This is a genomic window from Chryseobacterium sp. MA9, assembly GCF_024399315.1.
GTDB lineage: Bacteria > Bacteroidota > Bacteroidia > Flavobacteriales > Weeksellaceae > Chryseobacterium.
Window position 1 is genome coordinate 605,756 of sequence record NZ_CP075170.1, and the last position, 23,127, is coordinate 628,882.

The 23,127-nt window shown below is 35.9% G+C and carries 21 protein-coding genes; 8 read left to right on the plus strand and 13 right to left on the minus strand.

The window, feature by feature from the left end:
* Positions 1 to 72 precede the first annotated feature (72 nt).
* Positions 73 to 2,475: a S9 family peptidase gene (locus KIK00_RS02750; RefSeq protein WP_255815031.1), complete on the plus strand. Its 2,403-nt coding sequence runs from the start codon at positions 73 to 75 to the stop codon at positions 2,473 to 2,475.
* A 136-nt stretch (positions 2,476 to 2,611) separates the two neighbouring features.
* Here KIK00_RS02750 and KIK00_RS02755 read toward each other — a convergent pair whose 3' ends face one another.
* Positions 2,612 to 3,316 carry an HAD family hydrolase gene (locus tag KIK00_RS02755; protein ID WP_255815032.1) on the minus strand — a complete coding sequence of 235 codons (705 nt, stop codon included), beginning with the start codon at positions 3,314 to 3,316 and terminating at the stop codon, positions 2,612 to 2,614.
* A gap of 76 nt (positions 3,317 to 3,392) precedes the next feature.
* On the opposite strand from KIK00_RS02755, the gene KIK00_RS02760 reads away from it, so the two are divergent.
* Entirely contained in the window at positions 3,393 to 3,956 is a 564-nt protein-coding gene (locus tag KIK00_RS02760; protein ID WP_255815033.1) for a Crp/Fnr family transcriptional regulator, read from the plus strand.
* A 266-nt stretch (positions 3,957 to 4,222) separates the two neighbouring features.
* The gene (locus KIK00_RS02765; protein ID WP_255815034.1) at positions 4,223 to 4,726 is read left to right on the plus strand and encodes a GNAT family N-acetyltransferase; all 504 of its coding nucleotides are present in this window, start codon (positions 4,223 to 4,225) and stop codon (positions 4,724 to 4,726) included.
* Positions 4,727 to 4,887: 161 nt separating this feature from the next.
* Here KIK00_RS02765 and KIK00_RS02770 read toward each other — a convergent pair whose 3' ends face one another.
* The 9 genes from KIK00_RS02770 to KIK00_RS02810 form a co-directional block, all read right to left on the minus strand.
* Entirely contained in the window at positions 4,888 to 6,249 is a 1,362-nt protein-coding gene (locus KIK00_RS02770; protein ID WP_255815035.1) for an MATE family efflux transporter, read from the minus strand.
* A gap of 101 nt (positions 6,250 to 6,350) precedes the next feature.
* Positions 6,351 to 7,535 (minus strand): sigma-54 dependent transcriptional regulator, encoded by a 1,185-nt coding sequence (locus KIK00_RS02775; RefSeq protein ID WP_047375267.1) that lies wholly within the window; start codon positions 7,533 to 7,535, stop codon positions 6,351 to 6,353.
* A 56-nt stretch (positions 7,536 to 7,591) separates the two neighbouring features.
* The gene (locus KIK00_RS02780; RefSeq protein ID WP_255815036.1) at positions 7,592 to 8,251 is read right to left on the minus strand and encodes a YggS family pyridoxal phosphate-dependent enzyme; all 660 of its coding nucleotides are present in this window, start codon (positions 8,249 to 8,251) and stop codon (positions 7,592 to 7,594) included.
* 75 nt (positions 8,252 to 8,326) lie between these two features.
* Positions 8,327 to 9,193 carry a polysaccharide deacetylase family protein gene (locus tag KIK00_RS02785; RefSeq protein WP_255815037.1) on the minus strand — a complete coding sequence of 289 codons (867 nt, stop codon included), beginning with the start codon at positions 9,191 to 9,193 and terminating at the stop codon, positions 8,327 to 8,329.
* A gap of 298 nt (positions 9,194 to 9,491) precedes the next feature.
* Positions 9,492 to 10,223 carry a DUF72 domain-containing protein gene (locus tag KIK00_RS02790; protein WP_255815038.1) on the minus strand — a complete coding sequence of 244 codons (732 nt, stop codon included), beginning with the start codon at positions 10,221 to 10,223 and terminating at the stop codon, positions 9,492 to 9,494.
* A 4-nt stretch (positions 10,224 to 10,227) separates the two neighbouring features.
* Positions 10,228 to 13,092, minus strand: coding sequence for a heavy metal translocating P-type ATPase (locus KIK00_RS02795; protein WP_255815039.1), 2,865 nt, complete (start codon positions 13,090 to 13,092; stop codon positions 10,228 to 10,230).
* Positions 13,093 to 13,249: 157 nt separating this feature from the next.
* Positions 13,250 to 13,810 carry an AraC family transcriptional regulator gene (locus KIK00_RS02800; protein WP_255815040.1) on the minus strand — a complete coding sequence of 187 codons (561 nt, stop codon included), beginning with the start codon at positions 13,808 to 13,810 and terminating at the stop codon, positions 13,250 to 13,252.
* Positions 13,807 to 14,202 carry an acyl-CoA thioesterase gene (locus KIK00_RS02805; protein WP_255815041.1) on the minus strand — a complete coding sequence of 132 codons (396 nt, stop codon included), beginning with the start codon at positions 14,200 to 14,202 and terminating at the stop codon, positions 13,807 to 13,809. The genes KIK00_RS02800 and KIK00_RS02805 overlap by 4 nt, the downstream gene beginning before the upstream one ends.
* Positions 14,203 to 14,300: 98 nt before the next feature.
* Complete coding sequence (locus tag KIK00_RS02810) at positions 14,301 to 14,714, minus strand: DUF6157 family protein (RefSeq protein WP_255815042.1); 414 nt, start codon at positions 14,712 to 14,714, stop codon at positions 14,301 to 14,303.
* Between the two features lie 363 nt (positions 14,715 to 15,077).
* Between KIK00_RS02810 and KIK00_RS02815 the strand changes: the two genes are divergently transcribed.
* Entirely contained in the window at positions 15,078 to 15,443 is a 366-nt protein-coding gene (locus KIK00_RS02815; protein WP_047384580.1) for an RNA-binding protein, read from the plus strand.
* Between the two features lie 139 nt (positions 15,444 to 15,582).
* Positions 15,583 to 16,341: a hypothetical protein gene (locus KIK00_RS02820; protein WP_255815043.1), complete on the plus strand. Its 759-nt coding sequence runs from the start codon at positions 15,583 to 15,585 to the stop codon at positions 16,339 to 16,341.
* Positions 16,342 to 16,398: 57 nt separating this feature from the next.
* Here the strand turns inward: KIK00_RS02820 and KIK00_RS02825 are convergent, their stop codons facing one another.
* Genes KIK00_RS02825 through KIK00_RS02835 form a run of 3 tightly spaced genes read right to left on the minus strand, consistent with a single transcriptional unit; the run spans position 16,399 to position 19,311 of the window.
* Positions 16,399 to 18,183, minus strand: a complete 1,785-nt coding sequence (locus KIK00_RS02825) for a DUF4153 domain-containing protein (protein WP_255815044.1) — start codon at positions 18,181 to 18,183, stop codon at positions 16,399 to 16,401.
* A 25-nt stretch (positions 18,184 to 18,208) separates the two neighbouring features.
* Entirely contained in the window at positions 18,209 to 18,700 is a 492-nt protein-coding gene (locus KIK00_RS02830; RefSeq protein WP_255815045.1) for a BlaI/MecI/CopY family transcriptional regulator, read from the minus strand.
* 8 nt (positions 18,701 to 18,708) lie between these two features.
* Positions 18,709 to 19,311, minus strand: a complete 603-nt coding sequence (locus KIK00_RS02835; RefSeq protein WP_255815046.1) for a phosphatase PAP2 family protein — start codon at positions 19,309 to 19,311, stop codon at positions 18,709 to 18,711.
* Between the two features lie 198 nt (positions 19,312 to 19,509).
* On the opposite strand from KIK00_RS02835, the gene KIK00_RS02840 reads away from it, so the two are divergent.
* The 3 genes from KIK00_RS02840 (at position 19,510) to KIK00_RS02850 (ending at position 22,942) form a co-directional block, all read left to right on the plus strand.
* Positions 19,510 to 19,941, plus strand: a complete 432-nt coding sequence (locus KIK00_RS02840) for an NIPSNAP family protein (RefSeq protein ID WP_255815047.1) — start codon at positions 19,510 to 19,512, stop codon at positions 19,939 to 19,941.
* A 317-nt stretch (positions 19,942 to 20,258) separates the two neighbouring features.
* A complete protein-coding gene (gene pdhA, locus KIK00_RS02845; protein ID WP_255815048.1) occupies positions 20,259 to 21,260 on the plus strand; it encodes a pyruvate dehydrogenase (acetyl-transferring) E1 component subunit alpha in 1,002 nt (333 codons plus the stop codon).
* An 86-nt stretch (positions 21,261 to 21,346) separates the two neighbouring features.
* Positions 21,347 to 22,942 carry a pyruvate dehydrogenase complex dihydrolipoamide acetyltransferase gene (locus tag KIK00_RS02850; protein WP_255815049.1) on the plus strand — a complete coding sequence of 532 codons (1,596 nt, stop codon included), beginning with the start codon at positions 21,347 to 21,349 and terminating at the stop codon, positions 22,940 to 22,942.
* The last annotated feature ends 185 nt before the right edge of the window (positions 22,943 to 23,127 follow it).

Sequence of the window (23,127 nt, forward strand, 5' to 3'; positions counted from 1 at the left end):
ACTAAAAAGAGTCTTATTTTTTCATGTTAGAAATTTGTTAAAATTCACTACATTCGTAGAAAATGAATTTATATGAAGATAAAACTGACTATTTGCCTTTTGGCATTTCTCAATTTTTATGATGCACAGGAAAATATTACTTATCAGAAACCTTCTACTGAGATTTTAAAACTGGCAGATTATGAAAGACCTCCAAGTGTTCTGATGAACAGCAAAAAAGACTGGGTAGTTTTTACTTATCGTCCAACATATAAAACACTGGAAGATCTCAGCCAGAATGAAATGAAGCTTGGTGGTCTTAGAATCAATCCGGTTACTAATATTTCAAGCAGCATGACCTACTCAAATAATCTGAAGGTCAGAAAGATCAATGATAAAAATGAGATTCAGGTAAAAAACCTGCCTTCCAACCCAAAAATTGCCTACGTTTCGTTTTCACCGGATGAAAAGAAACTGGCTTTTACCAATACAACGAATAAAGGAGTAGAGCTTTGGATCGTAGATATGGAAACGGCTTCTGCCAAAAAAATTACAGCTGATAATCTGAATGCCAATTTAGGCATGCCTTATGTATGGTATAATGATTCTCAGAGTTTCCTGATCAGAACACTTCCACAAAACAGACCTGCTCTGATAGATGCAAGTAAAGATCTTCCAACCGGTCCAATTGTTTCAACAGCGGATGGTAAAGTCTCTCAGAACAGAACTTATCAGGATCTTTTGAAAAATCCTCAGGACGAAAAAAACTTTGAAACCCTTACTGCTTCTGAAATTTATAATGTAGATCTTACAGGAAATCTGAAAAAATTGAAAGATCAGGATATGTATGCCGGATTAAGTTTTTCTCCTGATGGAAATTATCTGATGGCTACAACGATTAAAAAGCCGTTTTCCTATATCGTTCCACTCAACAGATTTCCATCTACAACCGTTATTTATGATATGAAAGGAAATACTGTAAAAACAGTGAATGAAGTTCCTTTGAACGAAATAATGCCAAAAGGATTCTCCTCTGTAAGAACCGGAAAAAGAGATATGGCATGGAGAAGTGATGCTCCTGCTACGCTTACCTATGCTGAAGCTTTGGATGGGGGAGATCAGTCTAAAACAGCGGACTACAGAGACGAGATATTTACCTGGGAAGCCCCATTTACAGCAGCACCAAAATCTTTCTTCAAAACAAAGCAGAGATATGAGGATGTAGTCTGGACTAATGATCATTACGCCATTGTTTCTGAAGGCTGGTATGATACAAGAAATACAAAATCTTACCTGATAGATATCAATAACGGAGAATCTAAAGTGTTTGATGACAGAAATTATCAGGATGTTTACAGTGATCCGGGGCATTTTAATACAACGAAAAACCAGTACGGAAGATATGTAATAGATATGAAAGGTGGAAAAACATACCTGATCGGAGATGGATTTACCAAAGACGGACAGCATCCTTTTATTGACGAAATGGATGTAAAATCACTGAAAAAGAAAAGGCTTTACACTTCTAATATAAAAAATGGCAAAGAAGAAATCATTGATATTCTTAATGCTTCAAAGGGTGAAATTCTTACTACCCAACAGTCACCAAGCCTTTATCCAAATTATTTCAAAAAGAATATTAAATCTAATAAGGCAGAAGCTGTAACCAATTTTGCAAACCCTTTTGAAAGTATCAAGGACGTTTACAAAGAAGTGATTACTTATAAGAGAAATGATGGTGTTACTTTAACAGGAACCCTTTATCTTCCTGCCAATTACGACAGAAAAGCAAAAAAAGAAAAGCTTCCGTTACTAATTTGGGCTTATCCTACCGAATACAAAGATAAAAATACAGCAGGGCAGAACACCCAAAACCCGAACGACTTTACATTCCCTTATTACGGATCTTTTGTATACTGGACAACGAAAGGATATGCGGTTCTGGATGATGCTGCTTTCCCGATTATTGGCGAAGGAAAAACAGAACCTAATGATACTTTTATTCCACAGTTGGTAGCCAATGCAGCAGCAGCAATTGATGCAGTGGATCATCTGGGATATATTGACAGAAAGAAAGTTGCAGTAGGAGGACATTCTTACGGAGCTTTTATGACAGCAAACCTTTTGACACATTCAAATCTTTTTGCATGTGGAATTGCAAGAAGTGGCGCTTACAACAGAACGCTGACGCCATTCGGATTCCAGAGTGAGCAGAGAAACTATTGGGATGTTCCGGAGATTTACAACACCATGTCTCCGTTCATGAATGCTGATAAAATGAAAACACCGCTTCTTCTGATTCACGGTGATGCGGATAACAACCCAGGAACATTTACTTTGCAGACAGAAAGATACTTCCAGGCATTGAAAAATTTGGGTGCTCCGGTGAAAATGGTTCTTCTTCCAAAAGAAGCCCATGGATATCAGGCTAAAGAAAACATTTTACACCTTTTATGGGAACAGGATCAGTTCCTTGAAAAGTGTTTGAAGAAATAAAAATTACAAAATAGACTGTTTATCATAAACAGTCTATTTTTTTTGATTAAAAAATATAACAGGGAAGCAAAAATTTTATAGAATTTACTACCAGAGATATTTACTTAAGGCGAAGCTGATCTTAATAATCAAAACCCTAATGATCTAAATATTGAAGATGTGTCAATATCTCATCAATACTCTTAAGCTCCATAAAATTAGGGTGTTCCAAATTGACATCATGCTGTTCATGACTCCATGTAACATGATAAGGAATATGAGCTGCTGATCCTCCGATTTCCAATACCGGCAGAACGTCTGATTTTATAGAATTTCCAAGCATCAGAAAGTTTTCAGGCTTGCAGTCCAGATGTTTCAGAAGCTTTTTATAATCATTTTCTTTTTTATCACTCATGATCTCAATATGATGGAAATAGTCCTGCAATCCGGAGTTTTTCAGTTTACGCTCCTGATCCAGAAGATCACCTTTTGTAGCCACAACCAGTCTGTATTTCCCCTTTAAGTTTTCAAGTGTTTCTGTAACTCCATCCAGAAGTTCAATAGGTTTCTGAAGAAGCTCCTGACCCAGATGAATTGCTTTGTTGACTAATTCTAATGATGCTGTATTATTGGAAACCCTGCCAATCGTTTCAATCATACAAAGCATAAATCCCTTTACTCCATAACCGTACAGATGGAGATTCTGCATTTCCGTTTTAAATAATTCCTGTGATACCGAATGTTGTGGAAGGTAATCCTCAAGCAGTATACAGAACTCTTTTTCTGCCTCTTGAAAATAAGGTTCATTGATCCAGAGGGTATCATCTGCATCAAAGGCGATCGTAGTAATATGATTATTCATTTTTGTTTTGTAATTTTCTGTTCGCAAAATTCAGTATAAAAATTAAATAAGCAAAGGACATTTGTCCCGGGTGAATATGTTAAGGACGAATCAGACATTTTTAAACTATCTTGACGAGCTGTATGAACAGCAGAATGTTAGTGATGATATTACATTACAGTCTTTTTCTGCAGGGAATAAAATATTAATACAGGATCATCAGCCTTCCCATGTGATGTTGATCAAAAAAGGGATTGTTAAATGTTATTTCGTTGAAGAGAACGGGAAAGAATATATTGTAGAATTTCTCGGAAGTGGGGAAGTGATAGGAGAAGTGGAGCTTATCAGGAATATAAAATGTCTGTGTACTATTGAAGCGCTCACAGAAGCTACGGTATACGCAGTAAAGATTCCTGCTTTCAGGTCTTTGATTAAAAATGATCTTGTCTTAAACAATCTTCTTTTAGAGTCTTTCGCAGAACGGATTATCAATACTTCCAGCAGAGCATCTTATCAACAGCTATATACGGTAGAACATACTTTAAAACAGCTGTTGCAAATGCAGTCTAAGCAGAATATTCAGATCTCCAAAGAGGATATGGCTGCTTATCTCGGAATTACAGTCAGAAGCTTGAATAGAATCTTGAAAGATTTGAAATAAAATATTTGGTAAAAGGTAAAGGCACAAGAAAATCGAAAGTTTTCAGTAAATAGAAGGGAGATTAATAACAGCAAAATATTGCACTCCATCACGTCTTTGCCATTTTCAACAAAAAAAAATTATGTTTGATTAAAATTAAGAAATATGTGTTTTATTTGAGGGATGGTTTTATTTTAATATTGAAATTTAGATAAAATATTGAAATTTTATAGGGGTAGTTTTAAAATTTAGTATTTTTGCATTAAAATAAGTTGAATCCAATATTCATGGAAAAATTAAAGTTCAGAAATGCTGAGTTGGCAGATTTAAACAAAATCGTAGCCATATATAATTCAACAATTGCTTCAAGAATGGTCACTGCAGATATGGAAGAAGTCTCGGTAGACAGCAAACTAAAGTGGTTTGAAGAACATAACCCTCAGACAAGACCACTTTGGGTGGTTGAAGATGAACAAAACCAGATTATCGGCTGGGTAAGCTTCAGTTCATTCCATGAGAGAGCAGCATACAACGGAACGGTGGAAGTAAGCATTTATCTGGATGAAGCCTGCAGAGGAAAAGGATATGGCAAAACAATTCTTCAGTATTGTATTGATAATGCAGGGAAATTCGGAGTGAAAAATCTGGTGGCTCTTATTTTCCTTCACAATGAACCTAGCTTAAAACTGTTCAGATATTTCGGGTTTGAAGATTGGGGAAGTCTTCCTGATGTAGCCATTCTGGATGGTGTTGAAAGAAGTCTGAAGATTCTAGGAAAGAGGATAGATTAAATTGAGTAGGAAAGCCAATAAGCTTGTGTCTATTTGTGAATTTAATTTGTGCTATTTGTGTTTAGAAAATATGCATAAGAAAGGACATAAATCAATGTTCTGTTATAAATTAACGGATATAAAAAAGGCTGCCTCAAATATTGAAACAGCCTTTTTTGTTTTTATGAACTCTGCTTAATTCTTTTCGCAGACATATTCAGGAATCGTTTTACCAGGAAAACAGCAGAAACTGTCAATCCTAATCCAAGTGCAATCCACATTCCGAATGCACCCATTTCCAGGGTCACACAGAAGAAATATCCCAATGGGATAGTAATCACCCAATAAGCGATGAAAGTATAAATAGATGGAATTTTCACATCCTGTAAACCTCTCAACATTCCTAAAGCAGTTACCTGGATTCCGTCAGAAAGCTGGAACAGTGCTGCAATAATCATTAGTTTTGAAGCCAGCATAATAACTTCTACTTCTTCTTTTTTCGTGAAGAAAGTTGGAAGTATATTCCTTCCTAAAATAAATACCAATCCACAGATACACATGAAAATAAAGGCAATCTTCAGGTTGTTGATTCCTACCTTTCTGAGTTCCACAAAATTCTGTTCACCCACTTTTCTTCCGATCATTACTGTAGAGGCTACACTAAACCCAACACATAAGTTAAAAGTGAAAGAGGCCATACTTAAGGCGATTTGGTGGGAAGCAATATCATGAGCAGAGATCAGTCCGCAGATAAATGCAGCTCCGGCGAAAGCCGTTACCTCAAAGAACATCTGTAAAGCTGTAGGCAATCCCAGTTTCACCATTTTATCAAACATTTGCTTTGAGAAATCCTTAATTTTTAAAGAAAAATCTTTGATATAACGTCTTGTTTTTTCTTCTTTCACCAAGACAAAATAAAGGAAAACAACCATGAAAATTCTGGAAATCAAGGTTGCCAGAGCAGATCCCTGTACACCCATTGCAGGAATTCCCCAAAGCCCTTTGATAAAGACATAGTTTAAGGCAATATTGATGATATTTGCAATAATGGTTGCCTTGGTAACTCCAATGGTATAGGATAAACCTTCGGAAACTTCACGAAGCGTCTGAAATGCCATAAATGGGATCATACTGATTACCATGATACTTAAGAAGCCTACTGTATCAGGAATAATTTTGGCCGGCTGCCCAGAATGATAGAGTAGCGGCATCCCCATAAGTAAGACTACCATCAGGATTATCCCAACAGACATGTTGATGATAAAACCATGACTGAAAACAGAATTGATTGTAGCATGATCCTGTCTTGAATGTGCTTCCGAAACCAATGGTGGGATAGCAAATGAAAAGCCCAGAGCTAATACAAATATGGAGAAAAACACAGCATTCCCCAATGAAACGGATGCCAATGCATCAGCACCCAAAAGTTTTCCGACAATAATATTATCGAATAAGTTTACGGAAACTTGCCCCACCTGAGTAAGCATCACAGGCAGAGCCAAAGTCAGACATTCTTTCGTATAGTTTTTGTTTAAAAATTTCATAATATTTTAAGATTCATATAGTTTATAATTCAAATAGGGACAAAAAAAAATTTGCAGTGGTAACACTGCAAATTTTTATAATATCGTAAATAATAGCTTTATTATTTCCTTACAAAACTTGCAACGTCACCTTCAGAAACAGTATTTCCACCAAGAATAATCAATCTCTCCACAACATTCCTTAATTCTCTGATATTTCCAGTCCATGAAAGGGATTTTAAAGCATCAACAGCTTTATCATCAAATTTTTTCACAGCAGTACCATGCTCATCAGCAATCATACCTGAGAAATGCTCAACCAGCAATTTGATGTCCTCTTTTCTGTCATCCAATGGCGGAACATAGATTTCAATAACAGAAAGTCTGTGGTAAAGGTCTTCTCTGAATTTCCCTTCCTCAATTTCTTTCTGCATATTCTTATTGGTTGCCGCAATTACTCTTACGTCAACTTTTATTTCTTTATCACTTCCTACGGGAGAAACTTTGCTTTCCTGAAGAGCTCTCAATACCTTAGCCTGAGCAATAAGACTCATATCACCAATCTCATCAAGGAAGATCGTACCGCCGTTAGCCTGTTCAAATTTTCCCTGCTTATCTTTAATAGCTCCTGTAAAAGATCCTTTTACGTGTCCGAAAAGTTCAGATTCAATAAGTTCAGACGGAATTGCAGCACAGTTTACCTCTATCATAGGTCCTCTTGCGCGTTCACTTTGATTGTGGATGGCATGGGCTACCAATTCTTTTCCGGCACCGTTAGGCCCTGTAATAAGAACTCTGGCGTCAGAAACGGCTACTTTTTCAATCATATCCTGAATCTTTTGAAGAGCAGGAGAATCACCGATCATCTGGTATTTTTTATTTACTTTTCTCTTTAAAGTTTTGTTTTCAGTCTGAAGATTTTTGTTTTCTTTCTTCAGGGTTTCCTTCACCAGAGCATTTTTCACACTCGTGATCAATCTGTTGATATCAATTGGCTTGGAGATAAAATCGTATGCACCCTCTTTCAAACACGAAACAGCAGAATCAATATCTGCGTGGCCTGAGATCATGATAAAAGTAGTTTCTGGTTTTAGTGCGAGACTTTGCTTCAAAAGTTCAGTTCCTGAAAGTTTAGGCATTTTGATATCAGAAATCACCAATGCGAAATCTTCTTTTTCAACCTGTTTATAACCTTCAAGGCCGTCTTCAGCGATAACAAATTCATAATCGGTTAGTTCATCCGAAAGAATACTGTGAAGTACTCCCGAGATTGCTTTTTCGTCTTCTACTATAAGGATTTTTTGCATAGTTGCAAATTTAAATTTTTTGTTTCAATTATTAGCAAAAACTGTACCTAAATATTCTATTTTGAATAGTCTCTTCTTCCAAAAATTGCAGATCCAACTCTCACAGAGTTAGCACCACACTCAATAGCTATCGGGAAATCATCACTCATTCCCATTGATAATGTATTTAGTGTTTTTAGTTGATTTAATTCATCAAAAAGGCCCTTTAGGATTAAAAATTCATTTCTTACCTGCTGCTCATCATCCGTGAATGTCGCCATTCCCATTAAACCGGTAATTTCAACATTAGGGAACTGACCTTCAGAATACTGCTGAAACATATCTTTAGCCTCAGTGATTTCAAGTCCGAATTTACTTTCCTCAGCCGCAATTTTTACCTGCAGCAGAACCTTAATTATCCTGTTGTTCTTTCCCGACTCTTTATTGATTTCTGATAATAATTTTTCAGAATCCACACTTTGTATCGTATCTATGAAAGGAGCAATATATTTTACTTTATTGGTCTGTAAGTGGCCAATAAGATTCCATTGGATATCCTGAGGAAGGAGGGGATATTTTTCCATCAGTTCCTGTACCTTGTTTTCTCCAAAAACTCTCTGTCCCAGATCATATACTTCCTGAACAGCAGAAGCGGGATGTGTTTTTGAAACAGCAACCAGCTGAACATTGGATGGCAGCTGATCTTTTATGGATTTATAATTTTCTTTAATACTCATAGATGCAAATTTCCGAAAATTCCCTGACAGTTGCCAGTGATAGATACATTTTACATTGTCCTTTTTATATAAAAATTAATTCAAAACTTCATTGATCTTAGGATATTGAGAAATCTTTCTGAAAACAAACTTGTTGCTTTTCTGCAGTTTTTCAATAAACAGATCCAGCTCATTGATAGAGTCTGTATCTCTGAGATATTGATCATGAGTAAGGAAAACAAGGTGTCTTGAAGTTTTCTCAAGATCGTTAAAGAAAATACTGTCAACTTTCTTGATCATTGCTTCATGGCTTCCTTTTAAAGTCATTTTCTGGGAAGGTCTCCATTCAAGATCCCAGCCGATTACTTTGTAGCCTGCTTTTTTAAGACCATCTGCAGCTGCAGCAGAACTTTTGATATCGGTTACGTTAATATTGTTAAGCCTCCAGATATTTCTTCCGGGAGTTCTTGCTATTTTATCGGAAAGCCTCAGGCTGTCTTTGGCGATATCAAAATCGTGGACTACTGATTCTGCATTTTTATAAAAATCAGTGTATTTGTTATGGGCATGGCTAAAGCTGTGATTGGCCAGTTCTACAAGAGGGTTTTGCTTCAGAAGCTGCAGGTCATCTTTCTGTTTTTTGCTTCCATAGGCGTGTTTCCCTACCAGAAAGGCGGTTGCACAAACATTTCTTTTATCCAGGATTTTTAAAAGATTTTCGGTTCCCTGATTGGGGCCGTCATCAAAGGTAAGGTAGATCACTCTTTTATCCGGATCTATGTTTTCATCGTCCATTTTAGAGGGTATTTCTGCGGAAGGATGCTCTTGTGAATTGACGACGGGATCGCTATTCACTTCATTCTTGAAATTACAGCTATACAATAAAGCCGAAGTTGCACTCATCAATGCAAACATCCCGAGAAAAGTCTTATTTGTAGACTTTCCCGCAAAAATTTTTCTCATAAAGATAATGGAGTTTAAATTGTTAAAAATCGTTAAAAATAACAGTTGAAAGTTAACAAATTACATGCCATATTTTGCTGTGTTTCGCCTTTTTAAGTTTATTTTAAGAACTTTATTTTAAGGGAGATTTCCATTTACAGGGACATAGTAAAGTTATGATTTGCTTTTGTTTAAATTTTAACATTTATAAATGCGAAACCAATAGGGTTTTTCTATTTTTATTAAGGTTTCAATATTCTTCATATGGTGGGGAATTATTTTATAAGCAGAATCAGATTGTTGAAAAAATAAATGATAATTACTTTTCTAAAATACTTTTCAAGTACAGTGAATTTTTAATGGCTGCAGTTCCCCAGGTATTATTAAAAAATATAAAAGCAGTTTGTTGAGAGCTTTTAATCTTCCCGGCAAGTTCATTCAAAAAATTTTCGCTGTATTCAGATTTGTAAAGTACCGGTTTTCCGTGAAGTCTGTAATAGAGTATGGATGGATGGTTAACTATCAAATCTTCAGGAAGATCAGCCGGAAAACTTACACCGGAAAAAGCAATACCAAGATTGTTTAGCAGATCAAAGATTTCTTTTTGCCACCATGAGTTGTGCCGGAATTCGATTACATTCAGAAATGTATGATCAATAGAACTGATGATACGTTCTATATTTTCCGGAGTATTTTTAAAGGAAGGAGGGAGTTGGTATAGAAACCCGGAGAGTTTTTCACTCAGATGGCTTTGGATGTGGCTGCAAAACGCTGCAATGTCTTCTTTTGAATTTTCAAGACGGTTTTGATGGGTAATGGATTTTGGAATTTTAATAAAAAACCTAAAAGAATCAGGAGTTTCATCATGCCACTTCAACAATGTTTTTGATGTAGGTTTTCTATAAAACGTAGAATTGATTTCTACTGCATTGAATATTTTTGAGTATAAAGAAAGAAAATCTTTACTTGGGGCATTTTCAGGATATAAGGACCCTTTCCAGTCGTTATTATAAAACCCTGAACACCCTATGTAAAGATTTTCTTTTGTCATAATGTTATTTTATATCCAGATCCACGGAGTTTAATCTCAATGAATTCAGTATCACAGATAGGGAACTGAAGCTCATTGCAGCAGCAGCAATCATTGGTGATAACAGAATTCCAAAGAATGGATACAATAATCCTGCCGCTATCGGAACTCCCAGTACATTGTAGATGAACGCGAAGAACAGGTTTTCTTTAATGTTCTTAAGAAGTTTTTCACTTAATAATTTTGCTTTTGCAACCCCCAGGATATCTCCTTTTAATAAAGTGATTTCAGCGCTTTCAATGGCCACGTCCGTTCCTGTTCCCATGGCAATTCCTACATTTGATTGGGCAAGGGCAGGGGAGTCATTAATTCCATCTCCGGTCATGGCCACGATCTTGCCTTGCTGTTGCAGTCTTTTTACTTCATTCAGCTTATCTTCCGGAAGACAGTTGGCTTTGAAATGTTTGATTCCTAATTCATCGGCAACTGCTTTGGCTGTGTGCTCATTATCTCCAGTCATCATAATCACATCAATTCCTTCGCTCATCAGTTGTTTAACTGCTTTTTTTGAACTTTCTTTTATTTTATCCGTAAAGCTTATGAATCCAAGCACCTGCTGATCCTGTGCAATATAAGAGATCGTATGTGCCTTTGACTGTACTTCCACAGCTTTTTGTTTTAAACTTTCCGGAATGATGATCTGATGCGAGACCAACAGGCTTTCATTTCCCAGGTACGCGGTCTTACCATTAATACTTCCTTTTACTCCTTTTCCGGAAATGTTTTCAAACTGATCTACTTTTTCAGAAGTTATATTTTCTTCTTTTGCTCTTTTTATTACAGCATTAGAAAGTGGATGTTCTGAGTTCTGATTTAAAGAGAAAGCCAGTTTTAAAATCTGATTCTGATCTCCTGTTACGGTTTCAATATGTTCTACTGAAGGTTTTCCTTCTGTTAAAGTTCCTGTTTTATCTGTAATCAAAACATTTACTTTATTCATTTGCTCCAGAGCTTCTGCGTTTTTGATCAGAATTCCGTTTTTGGCGCCTTTCCCTATTCCTACCATTAAAGACATAGGAGTTGCCAGCCCCAAGGCACACGGACATGCTACAATTAAAACCGCCACAGCGTTCACGAATGCAAATAAGGTTCTTTTTCCTTCCGGGCCGAAAAACTGCCACAGAATAAAAGTAAGTGCAGCAATAAGAATTACAACGGGAACAAATACTTTTGAAACCTTGTCAGTAAGTTTCTGGATGGGAGCTTTGCTTCGGCTGGCTTCATTTACCATTTTAATGATCTGTGAAAGCAGTGTTTCATCACCTACTTTATCTGCCTTCATTATGAATACCTGATTACCATTTATTGTTCCTGAAGATACTTTATCATCTACATTCTTTTCAACAGGAACAGGTTCACCTGTGATCATACTCTCGTCTACGATAGAATTTCCCTCGGTGATTTTTCCGTCAACAGGAATTTTTTCACCCGGTTTTACTTTTAAAAGGTCTCCTATTTTCACCTGAGAAAGCAAGACTTTCTTTTCTTCACCATTTACAATAAGGTTGGCTTCATCCGGTGAAAGATTCATCAATTCTTTGATGGCATTGCCTGTTTTCTTATGAGCTGCAGCTTCCATTAGCTGACCTAAAATAACAAGGGTTAAAATCACACAGACTGCTTCAAAATATAAAGGGATTTCATGATTGTGCCCACGGATTTCATGCGGAATAATGTCAGGAAATACTAAAGCTACAATACTGAAAATAAATGCGGCAGCCACACCCAGAGCAATAAGACTGAACATATTGAGATTCCATGTTTTGAAAGAAACCCATCCTCTTTTCAACAGGAACCATCCGGAATAAAACATCACCGGAAGAGTTAAAGCAAGTTCGATAAACCCCTGAATCTGATGAGAAAAAGGAAAATTGATAAACATACCGCCCATTGATAGAATGAAAACGGGAATTGTAAATGCTAATGAAGTAATGAACTTCTTCTTTAATATATTGTATGTTTCATCCTCTTCATCATCACCGCTGTCTGGCATTCTTACGAGATCCATTCCACAGATTGGGCAGTCTCCCGGTTCATCACGAATGATTTCCGGATGCATAGGACATGTATATTTTGCAGTTTTCTTTTCCGGATACTTTACCAGGTCCATACCGCAGACAGGGCATCCTACGTTGGAGTCATAGGTTTTGTCTCCTTCACAATACATCGGACAGTAATACCTGCCTGCCATTTCATCAGTTACTTTAGGAGCCTCGTGGTTATGGCTGTGATGATCATGATGATTGTGAGCGTGGGAATGAGAATGATGTTGGTGTGAATCTCCTTTTTGAACAAGCTCTTCCGTGATCGGTTCTAAATGCATATGGCAAACCGGGCAGTCTCCTTTTTCATTGTATACTTTATCCCCTTCGCAAAACATCGGACAATAATATTTTCCTATACTGTCTTTAAAGTTTTCCGGGAGGTTGGTTGCGGAAAAGGTTGGTTTATGATTTGGATCTTTGGCTAGTTTTTCTTCAATAGGTACCAGGTACATTTTGCAGACAGGACATCTTTCTCCTTGTTTGAAATATACTTTATCCCCTTCGCACTCCATGGGACAATAGTATACTGATGACGGAGATACGCGGTCCTGAGGTTTTACAAAGGCTTTCTCAGGATTATTTGGGTCTTCAAGTCTGTATTTTCCTATTTCTGCCAAAGCATCATTTAAAACTGAAAGTTTTACTCCATGATCAGAAGTAATTGTTGCGGTATTATTTTCCAGATTGACATCTGCTTGAACACCTTCAACACTGTTCAGTTGATTTGAAATCTTTTTCTGGCAGCCGGAACAGGTCATTCCGAGTATTTTATACTGTTGTTCCATGATTCTTAAATTTATACTACAAATTTCCAAAATGGAATGCTAAGGTTGTTATAAATTTAAGGATAATAGTTATAAAATTAGGTTTGAGAGTGGGAGTGTTTGAGTGAGGGTATTAAATATCTGTATTTCTACATTCTCCAACACTCAAACCCTCTATTTATAGATTGTCAAGCGCTTTGCGGTTGTGTTCTTTAAGTTTTTTGAATTCAGTGGGTGGAAACCCTGTTATATTCCGGAATTGAGTAGAAAGATGCTGAACGCTTTTATAGCCGAGCTTTCCGGCAATTTCAGTAAGATTGAATTCATTGTAGAGAAGAAGTTCTTTTACCTTTTCGATTTTCTGCAGAATGAAGAACTGTTCTAATGTGATATTTTCGTTTTGTGAAAATGTTTTTGAAAGTGCACTGTAGTCTTTATGAAGTTTTGAACTTAGAAATTCTGAAAGCAGAAAGTTTTCAGCAATATCGAGGTCACTGATCTTTATGATGATCAGGTTTTTGATTTTTTCAACAACCTGATGTGCAGAATCCATAATTCTTTCAAAACCTGTATCAAGCAGTTCTTTTTCTATGGCCTGCATTTTTTCAGGAGAAACGTCAGTTTCTGTTTCTGCTTCACCTAATAAGATGGCACTTGTTTTTACATCAGCATTACGGAAGATGTTTTCCACTGCCGCAATGCACCTGTTGCAGACCATGTTTTTTATGAAAATTTTCATAAACTGTTGTTTAACCTGTCTTTTACAAATTCAATCTGGGTTTTGCCATGGGGAGCAGGGTTGCCTTCCGCATCCAGGTTTACCATTACGATTTTTTCTACAGTAATAATGGTTTGATGGGTCATCTTATTTCGTACATCACATCTTAAAGTAACAGAGGTGGAACCGAAATGAGTTGCCTCAATACCTATTTCTATAATATCACCTTGCTTAGCAGAGCTGACGAAATTAATCTCAGAGATAAATTTGGTCACTACTTTTGTGTTTTCCAACTGGATAATAGCATACAATGCTGCTTCTTCATCAATCCATTGCAGGAGTCTTCCCCCGAAAAGAGAGTGATTTGGATTTAGGTCTTCAGGTTTTACCCATTTTCTGGTATGGTAGTTCATATCTTTTAATAATTGTGTACCACAAATTTAGTGTTAAAAGCTGATGTTTTCAAAAGAATAGTATTTATTGATCTGAAAATAATGATTCATTTTCTCAATCATTTTCTTTTGGAGCGCATAGCTTTTGTTTTTGTAACAGCGGAGTCATTCAATAACGTTTGATATTCTTCGCTTTCTACGGGAATCATGGCAACTTTTCCTTCTGAGTTATGATGAAACCCAAATCCATATTTCTTCGCCAGGGGAGAGCAGCGGAGACATGGCTGGCCTTTAGAAAAGAATTTTTCTCTTTCTTTCTGTTTTTCGTGTTCTGAAATATCATTTTTAATGGCATAACACTCAAAAATAATATCATCTGATGAATATTTATAAGGATTTTTTATCAGTATCTCGTACTGAAGACGGGCAATTGTTTTTTCTTTTTTCTCAACAGGAATCTGAGCCTGGGAAACAGGGCAATCTTCGGCTACTTCAATAAGAGTGTTGGTATAATTAGTAGTATGCTGTTTCATTTTCTGACTTTAGTTGGTGTTTATTAAATTCAGATGGCAGAGAGTTCTATAAATAGAATACTATCTTATAGATTATCAAAGTTATAGATGTTAAATGTCTTTTTTATTTAAAAAAAATTAACTAATTTTATAATAATGAATTTGTATGTATAACTAACTGTAAATCAGTATTTTTTATTATATTTAGATTGTTTTTGGTTTTAGAGATTCAACATAATGTGAGAAATATTAAAAAAAAGCTTTGATTTGAAATTTTTAATTGTATCTTGCATACGTTTATATTTGGAATCAATATTTGTTCATTAATTTATGTTGTTTTTCTTTTATATACCAAATTTTTATTAATTTTTTAATTTATTCAAAATGAACATTTTTGTTTCAAACATCAATTACGCAACTAAAGAGTATGAGTTGCACGATCTATTCGCAGAATTTGGTGATGTATCATCAGCTAAAATCGTTACAGACAGAGAAACTGGTCGTTCTAGAGGTTTCGGTTTCGTAGAGATGGGTGATGAAGAAGGACAGCAGGCTATTGAAGCTCTTAATCAAAAAGAATTCAACGGAAAAGCTCTAAACGTATCTGAGGCTAAGCCTAGAGAAGAAAAACCAAGAAGAAGCTTCGACAACAACCGTGGCGGAGGTTATGGTGGTGGTAACAACAACCGTGGCGGAGGCTATGGTGGTGGTAACAACAACCGTGGCGGAGGCGGCGGAAATCGTTGGTAAAAATATGAAGCGGCTTTTAAGCCGCTTTTTTTATGTAATTTAATTTCCAGTAAATCATTTGATTAGAGTTTTGTATTGAAATATTGAAGTGTTTTGGCATAATTTTAGAAAATTATCAATCAATCAAAAAGTAATTATAATGAAAAAACATTTATTAGCATTAATGATGGTGTTTGGCGGGTTGCTGATCAATGCACAAAGCATTTATGCAGGGCAGACATTGAGACAGGATAAAAAATACTGGGCAGATAACAATGAGTATTATCTGATCTTCCAGAATGATGGAAACCTCGTTTTTTATAACAGATCCGGTTCTCCTGCATGGGAATCGAAAACTACCAACAGAGGCGTAAGAGCAATTTTTCAGGAAGATGGTAATCTGGTAGTATATTCACGTGGGAACGGAGTTGCTTTCAGTTCAAATACTGACGGTAAAGGAGCTGACAAATTATCTGTTCAGGATGATGGTAATCTTGTTATTTATAATGGGTCTAATCCTCTATGGGCATCTAAAGGCGGTATCAGAAACAATAATGGCTGGGGTAATCGTGATCGTTACGGCAATAAAGATTATGTGTCAACAGGCTACAGATTCCGTAAGGATGCAAAACTTTATTCTTCAGACGGACGCTATTATCTGGTATTTCAGGATGATGGTAATCTTGTTTTGGCTAATAGAAACGGGAATGCTATCTGGGCTACAGCAACTGATAACAGAGGAAGCAAAGCTGAATTTCAGGGTGACGGAAATCTGGTAGTATATGATTCTTATAATAGAGCTGTTTGGAGTTCAAATACAGAGAACAGAGGTGCTACAAAACTTACAGTACAAAATGACGGGAACCTTGTGATCTACGGAAGAAATTCTCCACTATGGAGCTCCGGAACCAATAGATAAACCGTTTTTATATACAATAAAAAAAGACTGTCTCTTGTGGCAGTCTTTTTTTATTCATTATTTTAATCTTATCAGGATATAAACATTCTCATAATAAATGCTGGCCAGCTCATTATCGGAATATTTTTCTCTTGTAATTTCACTGAAAATAAGTTTGACATGGTATTTGCCCAAATCAGATTCCATTGCCAGATCAGGAACTTTTACGGTTCCGTTTTTGTTTTTATTTTCTTCAAATAATTGAATGATTTTTGGTCCGAAATCTACTTCTTCCTTAGAATTTAATCTCAGTCTCAATGAGAATTTATCAGTCAGCTGATCTGTAAGTTCAAACTGGTCTTCATTCAGCTTCTGCGGATCTCTGCTGTAACGATGGAAAGAAAGTAAATATTGATAGTTTTCGATTCCTATAATTTGCTTTTCAGGAACAAGAACAATTCTGTTCAGCTCGTAAGGCTTATTTTTAACGGTGATATTTACATCCGAAAATTTATTTTGAATGTTATAATTAATGTTATAAAATGTACCCTTTTCAATATTATCGGATAACTCGGACTGATCTTTTTGATTCAAGAGGTTTAATAAAAATTTACTTTGTTTTCTCTCCGCCAGAAATTCAAATTTATCAGCAATTTCATTACGGACTGTATCCGTAACTTTTTTATTAAAATTAATTTTACCGGCACTGATTAACTGATTTTGATTTAAAATATTCATCAGTTCTGTCTTCTGACTTCTCTTGGCAACACTGAAAGCATTGAGATAAGGGAAAATTAAAGCAAAAGCTCCAAATATAAATAAGCTGACGGGAATAAACTTTATTGTTGCCTTTCTACTGAAAATAAAGTAAACAACAATACTCAGCAGCCAAAGTGCAAGAAGGAAAACAAAATATCTTGGTTCTGTATAGCCATACTCCAGAATTCTTGTAAAAATAGCTGTGAAAAGCAGGATGATCAAAGGAACAATGGTGTAATAAAATGCTTTTGAAAATATCTTAACCCATGATTTCGCATTTTCCTCTTTTAACGGATGTACCAGCAGTAATGCCAGAATCCCAACAATGCTGTACGCTAGCACAAGATAAGAAACCCAGCCTCTTGGAAGCTGCCAGTTGATCAGGATTTTAAAAGAATAAAAATAAAGAATCGCTACGTAAATAAGAAGTAGCGGAATCAAAATAAACTGAGTGAAAAACTTTAAAACAACAGGATATGTTCCATCTTTTTCAAGATTATTTAAACCTTTGTCACTAAATAAAAGGAAAATAAAACTGCTCCCGAAAATAGCCAGAACAAAAAATGTATCGGTATAAATCCTGTGATGAAAATGAAAATCAAAAAGTTTATCAACAGCTAAAATGGCCAATTCAACTCCGCCGGTCAAAACCCCTGTAAATACTACAGTAAGGAAGAAATTGACAAAAAGATTTTTGTTATACTGCCAGAATCTGAGTTCCCTGTCTTTTTCAAGAAACGGAACAAAAGAAACCAATAAGTGGGAGAGAAGAGCCGTAACTGCAATGATATAAGCATAAACCTCAGTGAAATTATTCTTTTTATTTGGCAGGATACAATAAAACCCAATAAGAAAAGCAACACCACATAGGTGTAATAGTAATTCTTTCCCGATTCTCTGTGATACCATTTTCAGAGCAAACATCATTGAAATTCCGAGACAGGCACAAATAGTGAACTTGATGTACGTTGTGACTTCCTCAAGCTCTGTTTCAGCAATGCAGATAGCACCAATTGCAGCTAATAAAGCCACTGCAAGAACCATTGGGTAACGAAGGATTACTTCATTGGCCCGGCTTAAAGTTTCCTGGAATTTTGTTTTCATGATTTGGTGTTTTTTGACAGTAAGATTAATCTTTTTTCTTCTTTTTCTTTTTGTCTTTTTCCTTTTCTTTCTCTTTTCCTTTGGTCTTCTTCTCTTTTTTAGGACTTAAGATTTCTTCAGCAATTTCAAACTTTGGTTCTTCAACTTTTGCTGGTTTTATTTCGATTTTTAAATCAAAATATCCTTTCATATCTTCCTGGGAGATTAATTTTTCGCTTAATAAAAACTCCAGGATTTCTTTCCCTGAATTATTAAAGAAGTTATGCGAAAGTTCTTTCAATAGGAATTTTTTATATCCTTCCAAAGGAACAAGCACTGAATATTTGAAAATTCTTCCTTCTTTTACAGTGGATAGATAGCCTTTCTCAACCAATATTTTCAAATAAGTAGAAACCGTATTCTGGTGTGGTTTAGGTTCCGGATGCTGCTCCATAACGTCCTTCAGATAGAAAGATTCCATTTTCCAAAACAGCTTCATAAAGTTTTCTTCTGCGGCAGTAAGATGATTTATTTTCATAGAGTACTCTAATGTTGAAATTGAATATTGCAATAAAGATAGATAAAAGATACCATAAAAGCTATTCCAGCCCCCATAAATACTTCTTTTACCGTATGACGTTTTAAAATAACGCGGGTAATCCCGACCAAAGCGGCAATTCCCAGCCATAGCAGACCCATTTTCCAGTCAAGATTAAAAAATAACGCTGCTACAAATATATTGAATGCGGTATGCATTGAGCTTTTGATGAAAAGATTGCTGACCTGAAGAGCAAACAGAAGTATTAAAATAAACAGCATGACAAAATCAACAGATCCGTTTCTGATGTAATGGAAAATAAGATAAGCAATCACACATACTGCGATAAATATATACAGTGTTTTTCTTTGAACCCGGTTGGATACATCCATATTGGTATATCTTCCTGTTTTCACATTCCATACCAGCCAAATGACAACGGGAATAATAATCATAGCTAATATAGGAATGAAGTTCATCATAGAATCTTTAAGGGTATATTCCCTGATGCTCATATATATAAAAAAAATAATCAGAGAGACCAGAGGATTAAAGAAGTCAGAAATGACTTTTGAAATTTTATGTAGTAATGAAGACTGCTTTTCTTCCATAATCAAGTTTAAAAATCAAATATACCATTATAACCTCAAAAAACAAACGAAAAACAGGGTATGAAAGGTACTCGATCATATGAAAACGATTCAATGCCAGTTGCTTTTGATCGAATTAAATATTTTCAACTATATTAAATTAATATTAGATTTTGCTGAAAATGTATACCTTTAACTAACCAGTTTTAATCTTACATAATGAAACATCTATTCACATTTCTCTTGATAATTGCAGGTTGTTTTATTTTTGGACAAAAGTTTTCTCAGGAAAATATTTCTGCGATGCCGGTTCCTGTACATCAGTTAAGAATTTATGAAGTTCCCAAAGAGAATAAGCAGGTTTTTCTGGACCGTTTCCGGGATCATGCACTCAGTATCATGAAGAAATATGGATTTACTATTGTAGCGATCTGGGAATCGGAATTCAGGGAAAAAACAGAATTTGTTTATCTGCTTGAGTGGAAAGATGAAGATACAATGAAAACTGCGTGGGAAGGATTTATGGCAGATAAAGAATGGAAGGAAATTAAAGCCAGAACAGCAAAGCAATATGGTAATTTCGTTAATGAAATTGAAGACAGAACCCTGAAACTTACAGATTTTTCCCCGGAAAAGAAGCTGTTGAAATAACCAAAAGATATATTAACAATAATTAAAGAGGAAAGAAATAGGAGAACAAAAAGTAACGAATTCTGAGATCTCCGAATCATGTGTTGTTTCAGAAAAGCCATATGGATAGGCTGATTCCTTATATATCGCGGTAAGAATGTAACGGATAAAACGCTGCTTTATCAAGCTTTCAAGGGGTCGAAAATTAAGAATAATCCATTCGGCCTGCAAATAGATTTTACAGAAAAAACGAAAAGTTATCTATGTATAGAATAAAAACAAAGTTTTTTTCATAATTTTGCTCAACTATTTCATCATAAAAAAGCAAGAGCTAACACATGAAAGAATTTTCTAAAGAGGTATACCTGAAGTGGTATGAAGATATGACAATGTGGAGAAGGTTTGAAGACAAATGCCGTTCTCTTTACCTAAAACAAAAGATCAGAGGATTTTTACATTTGTATAACGGTCAGGAAGCTATCCCTGCAGGATTCACGCATGCCATGGATCTTACAAAGGATAGTATGATTACTGCTTACAGATGCCACATCCATCCAATGGCGATGGGAGTAGATCCTAAAAGAATCATGGCTGAACTTTGCGGTAAAGCTACAGGTACATCCGGAGGTATGGGTGGATCTATGCACATTTTCAGTAAAGAACACCGTTTTTACGGAGGACACGGTATCGTTGGAGGACAAATTCCTTTGGGTGCAGGTATTGCTTTTGCAGATAAATATTTCGACAGAAAAGCAGTGAACATCTGTTTCTTTGGAGACGGAGCTGCAAGACAAGGTTCTTTACATGAGACATTCAACATGGCAATGAACTGGAAACTTCCTGTAGTATTTGTGGTAGAAAACAACCAATATGCAATGGGAACTTCCGTAAAAAGAACTGCTAACCACGAAGATATCTATAAACTAGGATTAGGATACGAAATGCCTTGTCTTGCTGTAGATGCAATGGATCCTGAAAAAGTAGCTGAAGCTGCTTATGAAGCAATTGAAAGAGCAAGAAGAGGAGACGGACCTACATTTATTGAAGCAAGAACTTACCGTTACAGAGGACACTCTATGTCTGATGCTGAGCCATACAGATCTAAAGAAGAAGTGGCAATTCATAAAAACGATGATCCAATCGAGCTAGTAAAACACAGAATTTTAGAAAACGGATGGGCTACAGAAGCAGATTTGGAAGCTATGGATAATAAGTCAAGAGACTTTGTTGATGAGTGTATCGAATTTATGGAAAATTCTCCATATCCAGAGGCAGAAAAGATCTATGAGTATGTATATGCTCAGGAAAACTATCCATTCCTAGACAAATTAGAAAATTAATAATTAGATAATTTGAGAATTTGAAAATGAATTAGATTTTTTAATTCTCTCATCATCACATTAACAAATTATCATATTAGAAAATTATGGCAGAAGTAATTACGATGCCCCGCCTGTCCGACACGATGACGGAAGGTAAGGTGGCAAAATGGCATAAAAAAGTAGGAGATAAAGTAAAAGAAGGAGATATTTTAGCTGAAATTGAAACTGATAAAGCAGTTCAGGATTTCGAATCTGAAATAGAAGGTACCCTTTTATACGTAGGTGTAGAAGAAGGAGGCGCTGCTGCTGTAGACTCTGTTTTGGCTATTATCGGGAATGAAGGAGAAGATATTTCAGGATTGACAGGTGGAGCTGCTGCTCCCGCTGCTGGAACTGAAGAAAAAAAATCAGAAGAACAGCCCAAATCAGAAACTGCTGCACCTGCTGCTACAGAAGTTCCGGCTGGAGTAGAAGTTATTACAATGCCAAGACTTTCTGATACAATGACAGAAGGTAAAGTAGCTAAATGGCACAAAAATATAGGCGATACAGTAAAAGAAGGAGATCTTCTTGCTGAAATCGAAACAGATAAAGCGGTACAGGATTTCGAATCCGAATTCAATGGAGTATTATTGAAGCAAGGTGTAGAAGAAGGAGGTGCTGCTCCGGTTGATTCCGTATTAGCAATTATTGGCCCTGCAGGAACAGATGTTTCCGCTGTAGGAGCTCCAAAAGCTGCAGCCACATCAACTGAAAAACCAGCTGAACAAAAAGCAGAAGTTAAAACAGAAGAAAAGACGGCTCCTGCTGCAGACTCTTCATCTTCTGACAGAGTAGCAATTTCTCCACTGGCTAAGAAAATGGCTCAGGATAAAGGGGTTGATATCAACAGTGTTCAGGGATCTGGTGAAAACGGAAGAATTGTTAAAAAAGATATTGAAAACTATCAGCCAGTTGCGAAACCGGCTGCTTCAGCTCCGGCAGCAAGCGCTGCTCCTGTTGCAGTAAGCTTCGTACAAGGTGAAGATACAGAGACTCCAAACTCACAGGTAAGAAATATTATTGCAAAACGTCTTTCTGAAAGTAAATTCTCTGCACCTCACTACTATCTGATGGTTGAGATCAACATGGATAAAGCCATTGAAGCAAGAAAAGAAATCAATTCTTTACCTGATACTAAGATCTCTTTCAATGACATGATTATTAAAGCGACTGCAATTGCTTTAAGAAAACACCCTCAGGTAAATTCAAGCTGGGCAGGTGATAAGATCATCCACAGAGGAAATATCAACATTGGTGTAGCAGTAGCTATTCCAGACGGATTGGTAGTTCCTGTATTGAAAAATACAGATCAGATGACATATACTCAGATTTCTGCATCTGTGAAAGATATGGCATCAAGAGCTAAGAGTAAAGGTCTTAAAGCTAACGAAATGGAAGGATCTACATTCTCTATTTCTAACTTAGGAATGTTCGGAATCGAAACCTTTACAAGTATTATCAACCAGCCAAACTCTGCAATCCTTTCAGTAGGAGCAATTATCGAAAAACCAATCGTAAAAGATGGTCAGATCGTAGTTGGAAACACAATGAAACTTTCATTGGCATGTGATCACAGAGTGGTAGATGGTGCTACAGGTGCTCAATTCTTACAGACATTAAGAACATATTTAGAAAGTCCATTAACATTGTTACTGTAATTTTCTGAAATGAAAAATAGTAAAACCTCCCAACTTGGGAGGTTTTTGTTTTTGGGTAAATTAAAATCCAGATTCCTAATAAAACCTTATTAGGTTTAGAAAAATAAACTCTAAAAAAGAAAATAATACTTTTTCACATAAGTTTTATCACCAAAATATGAAGGAAATAATTAAAAAAATTAATA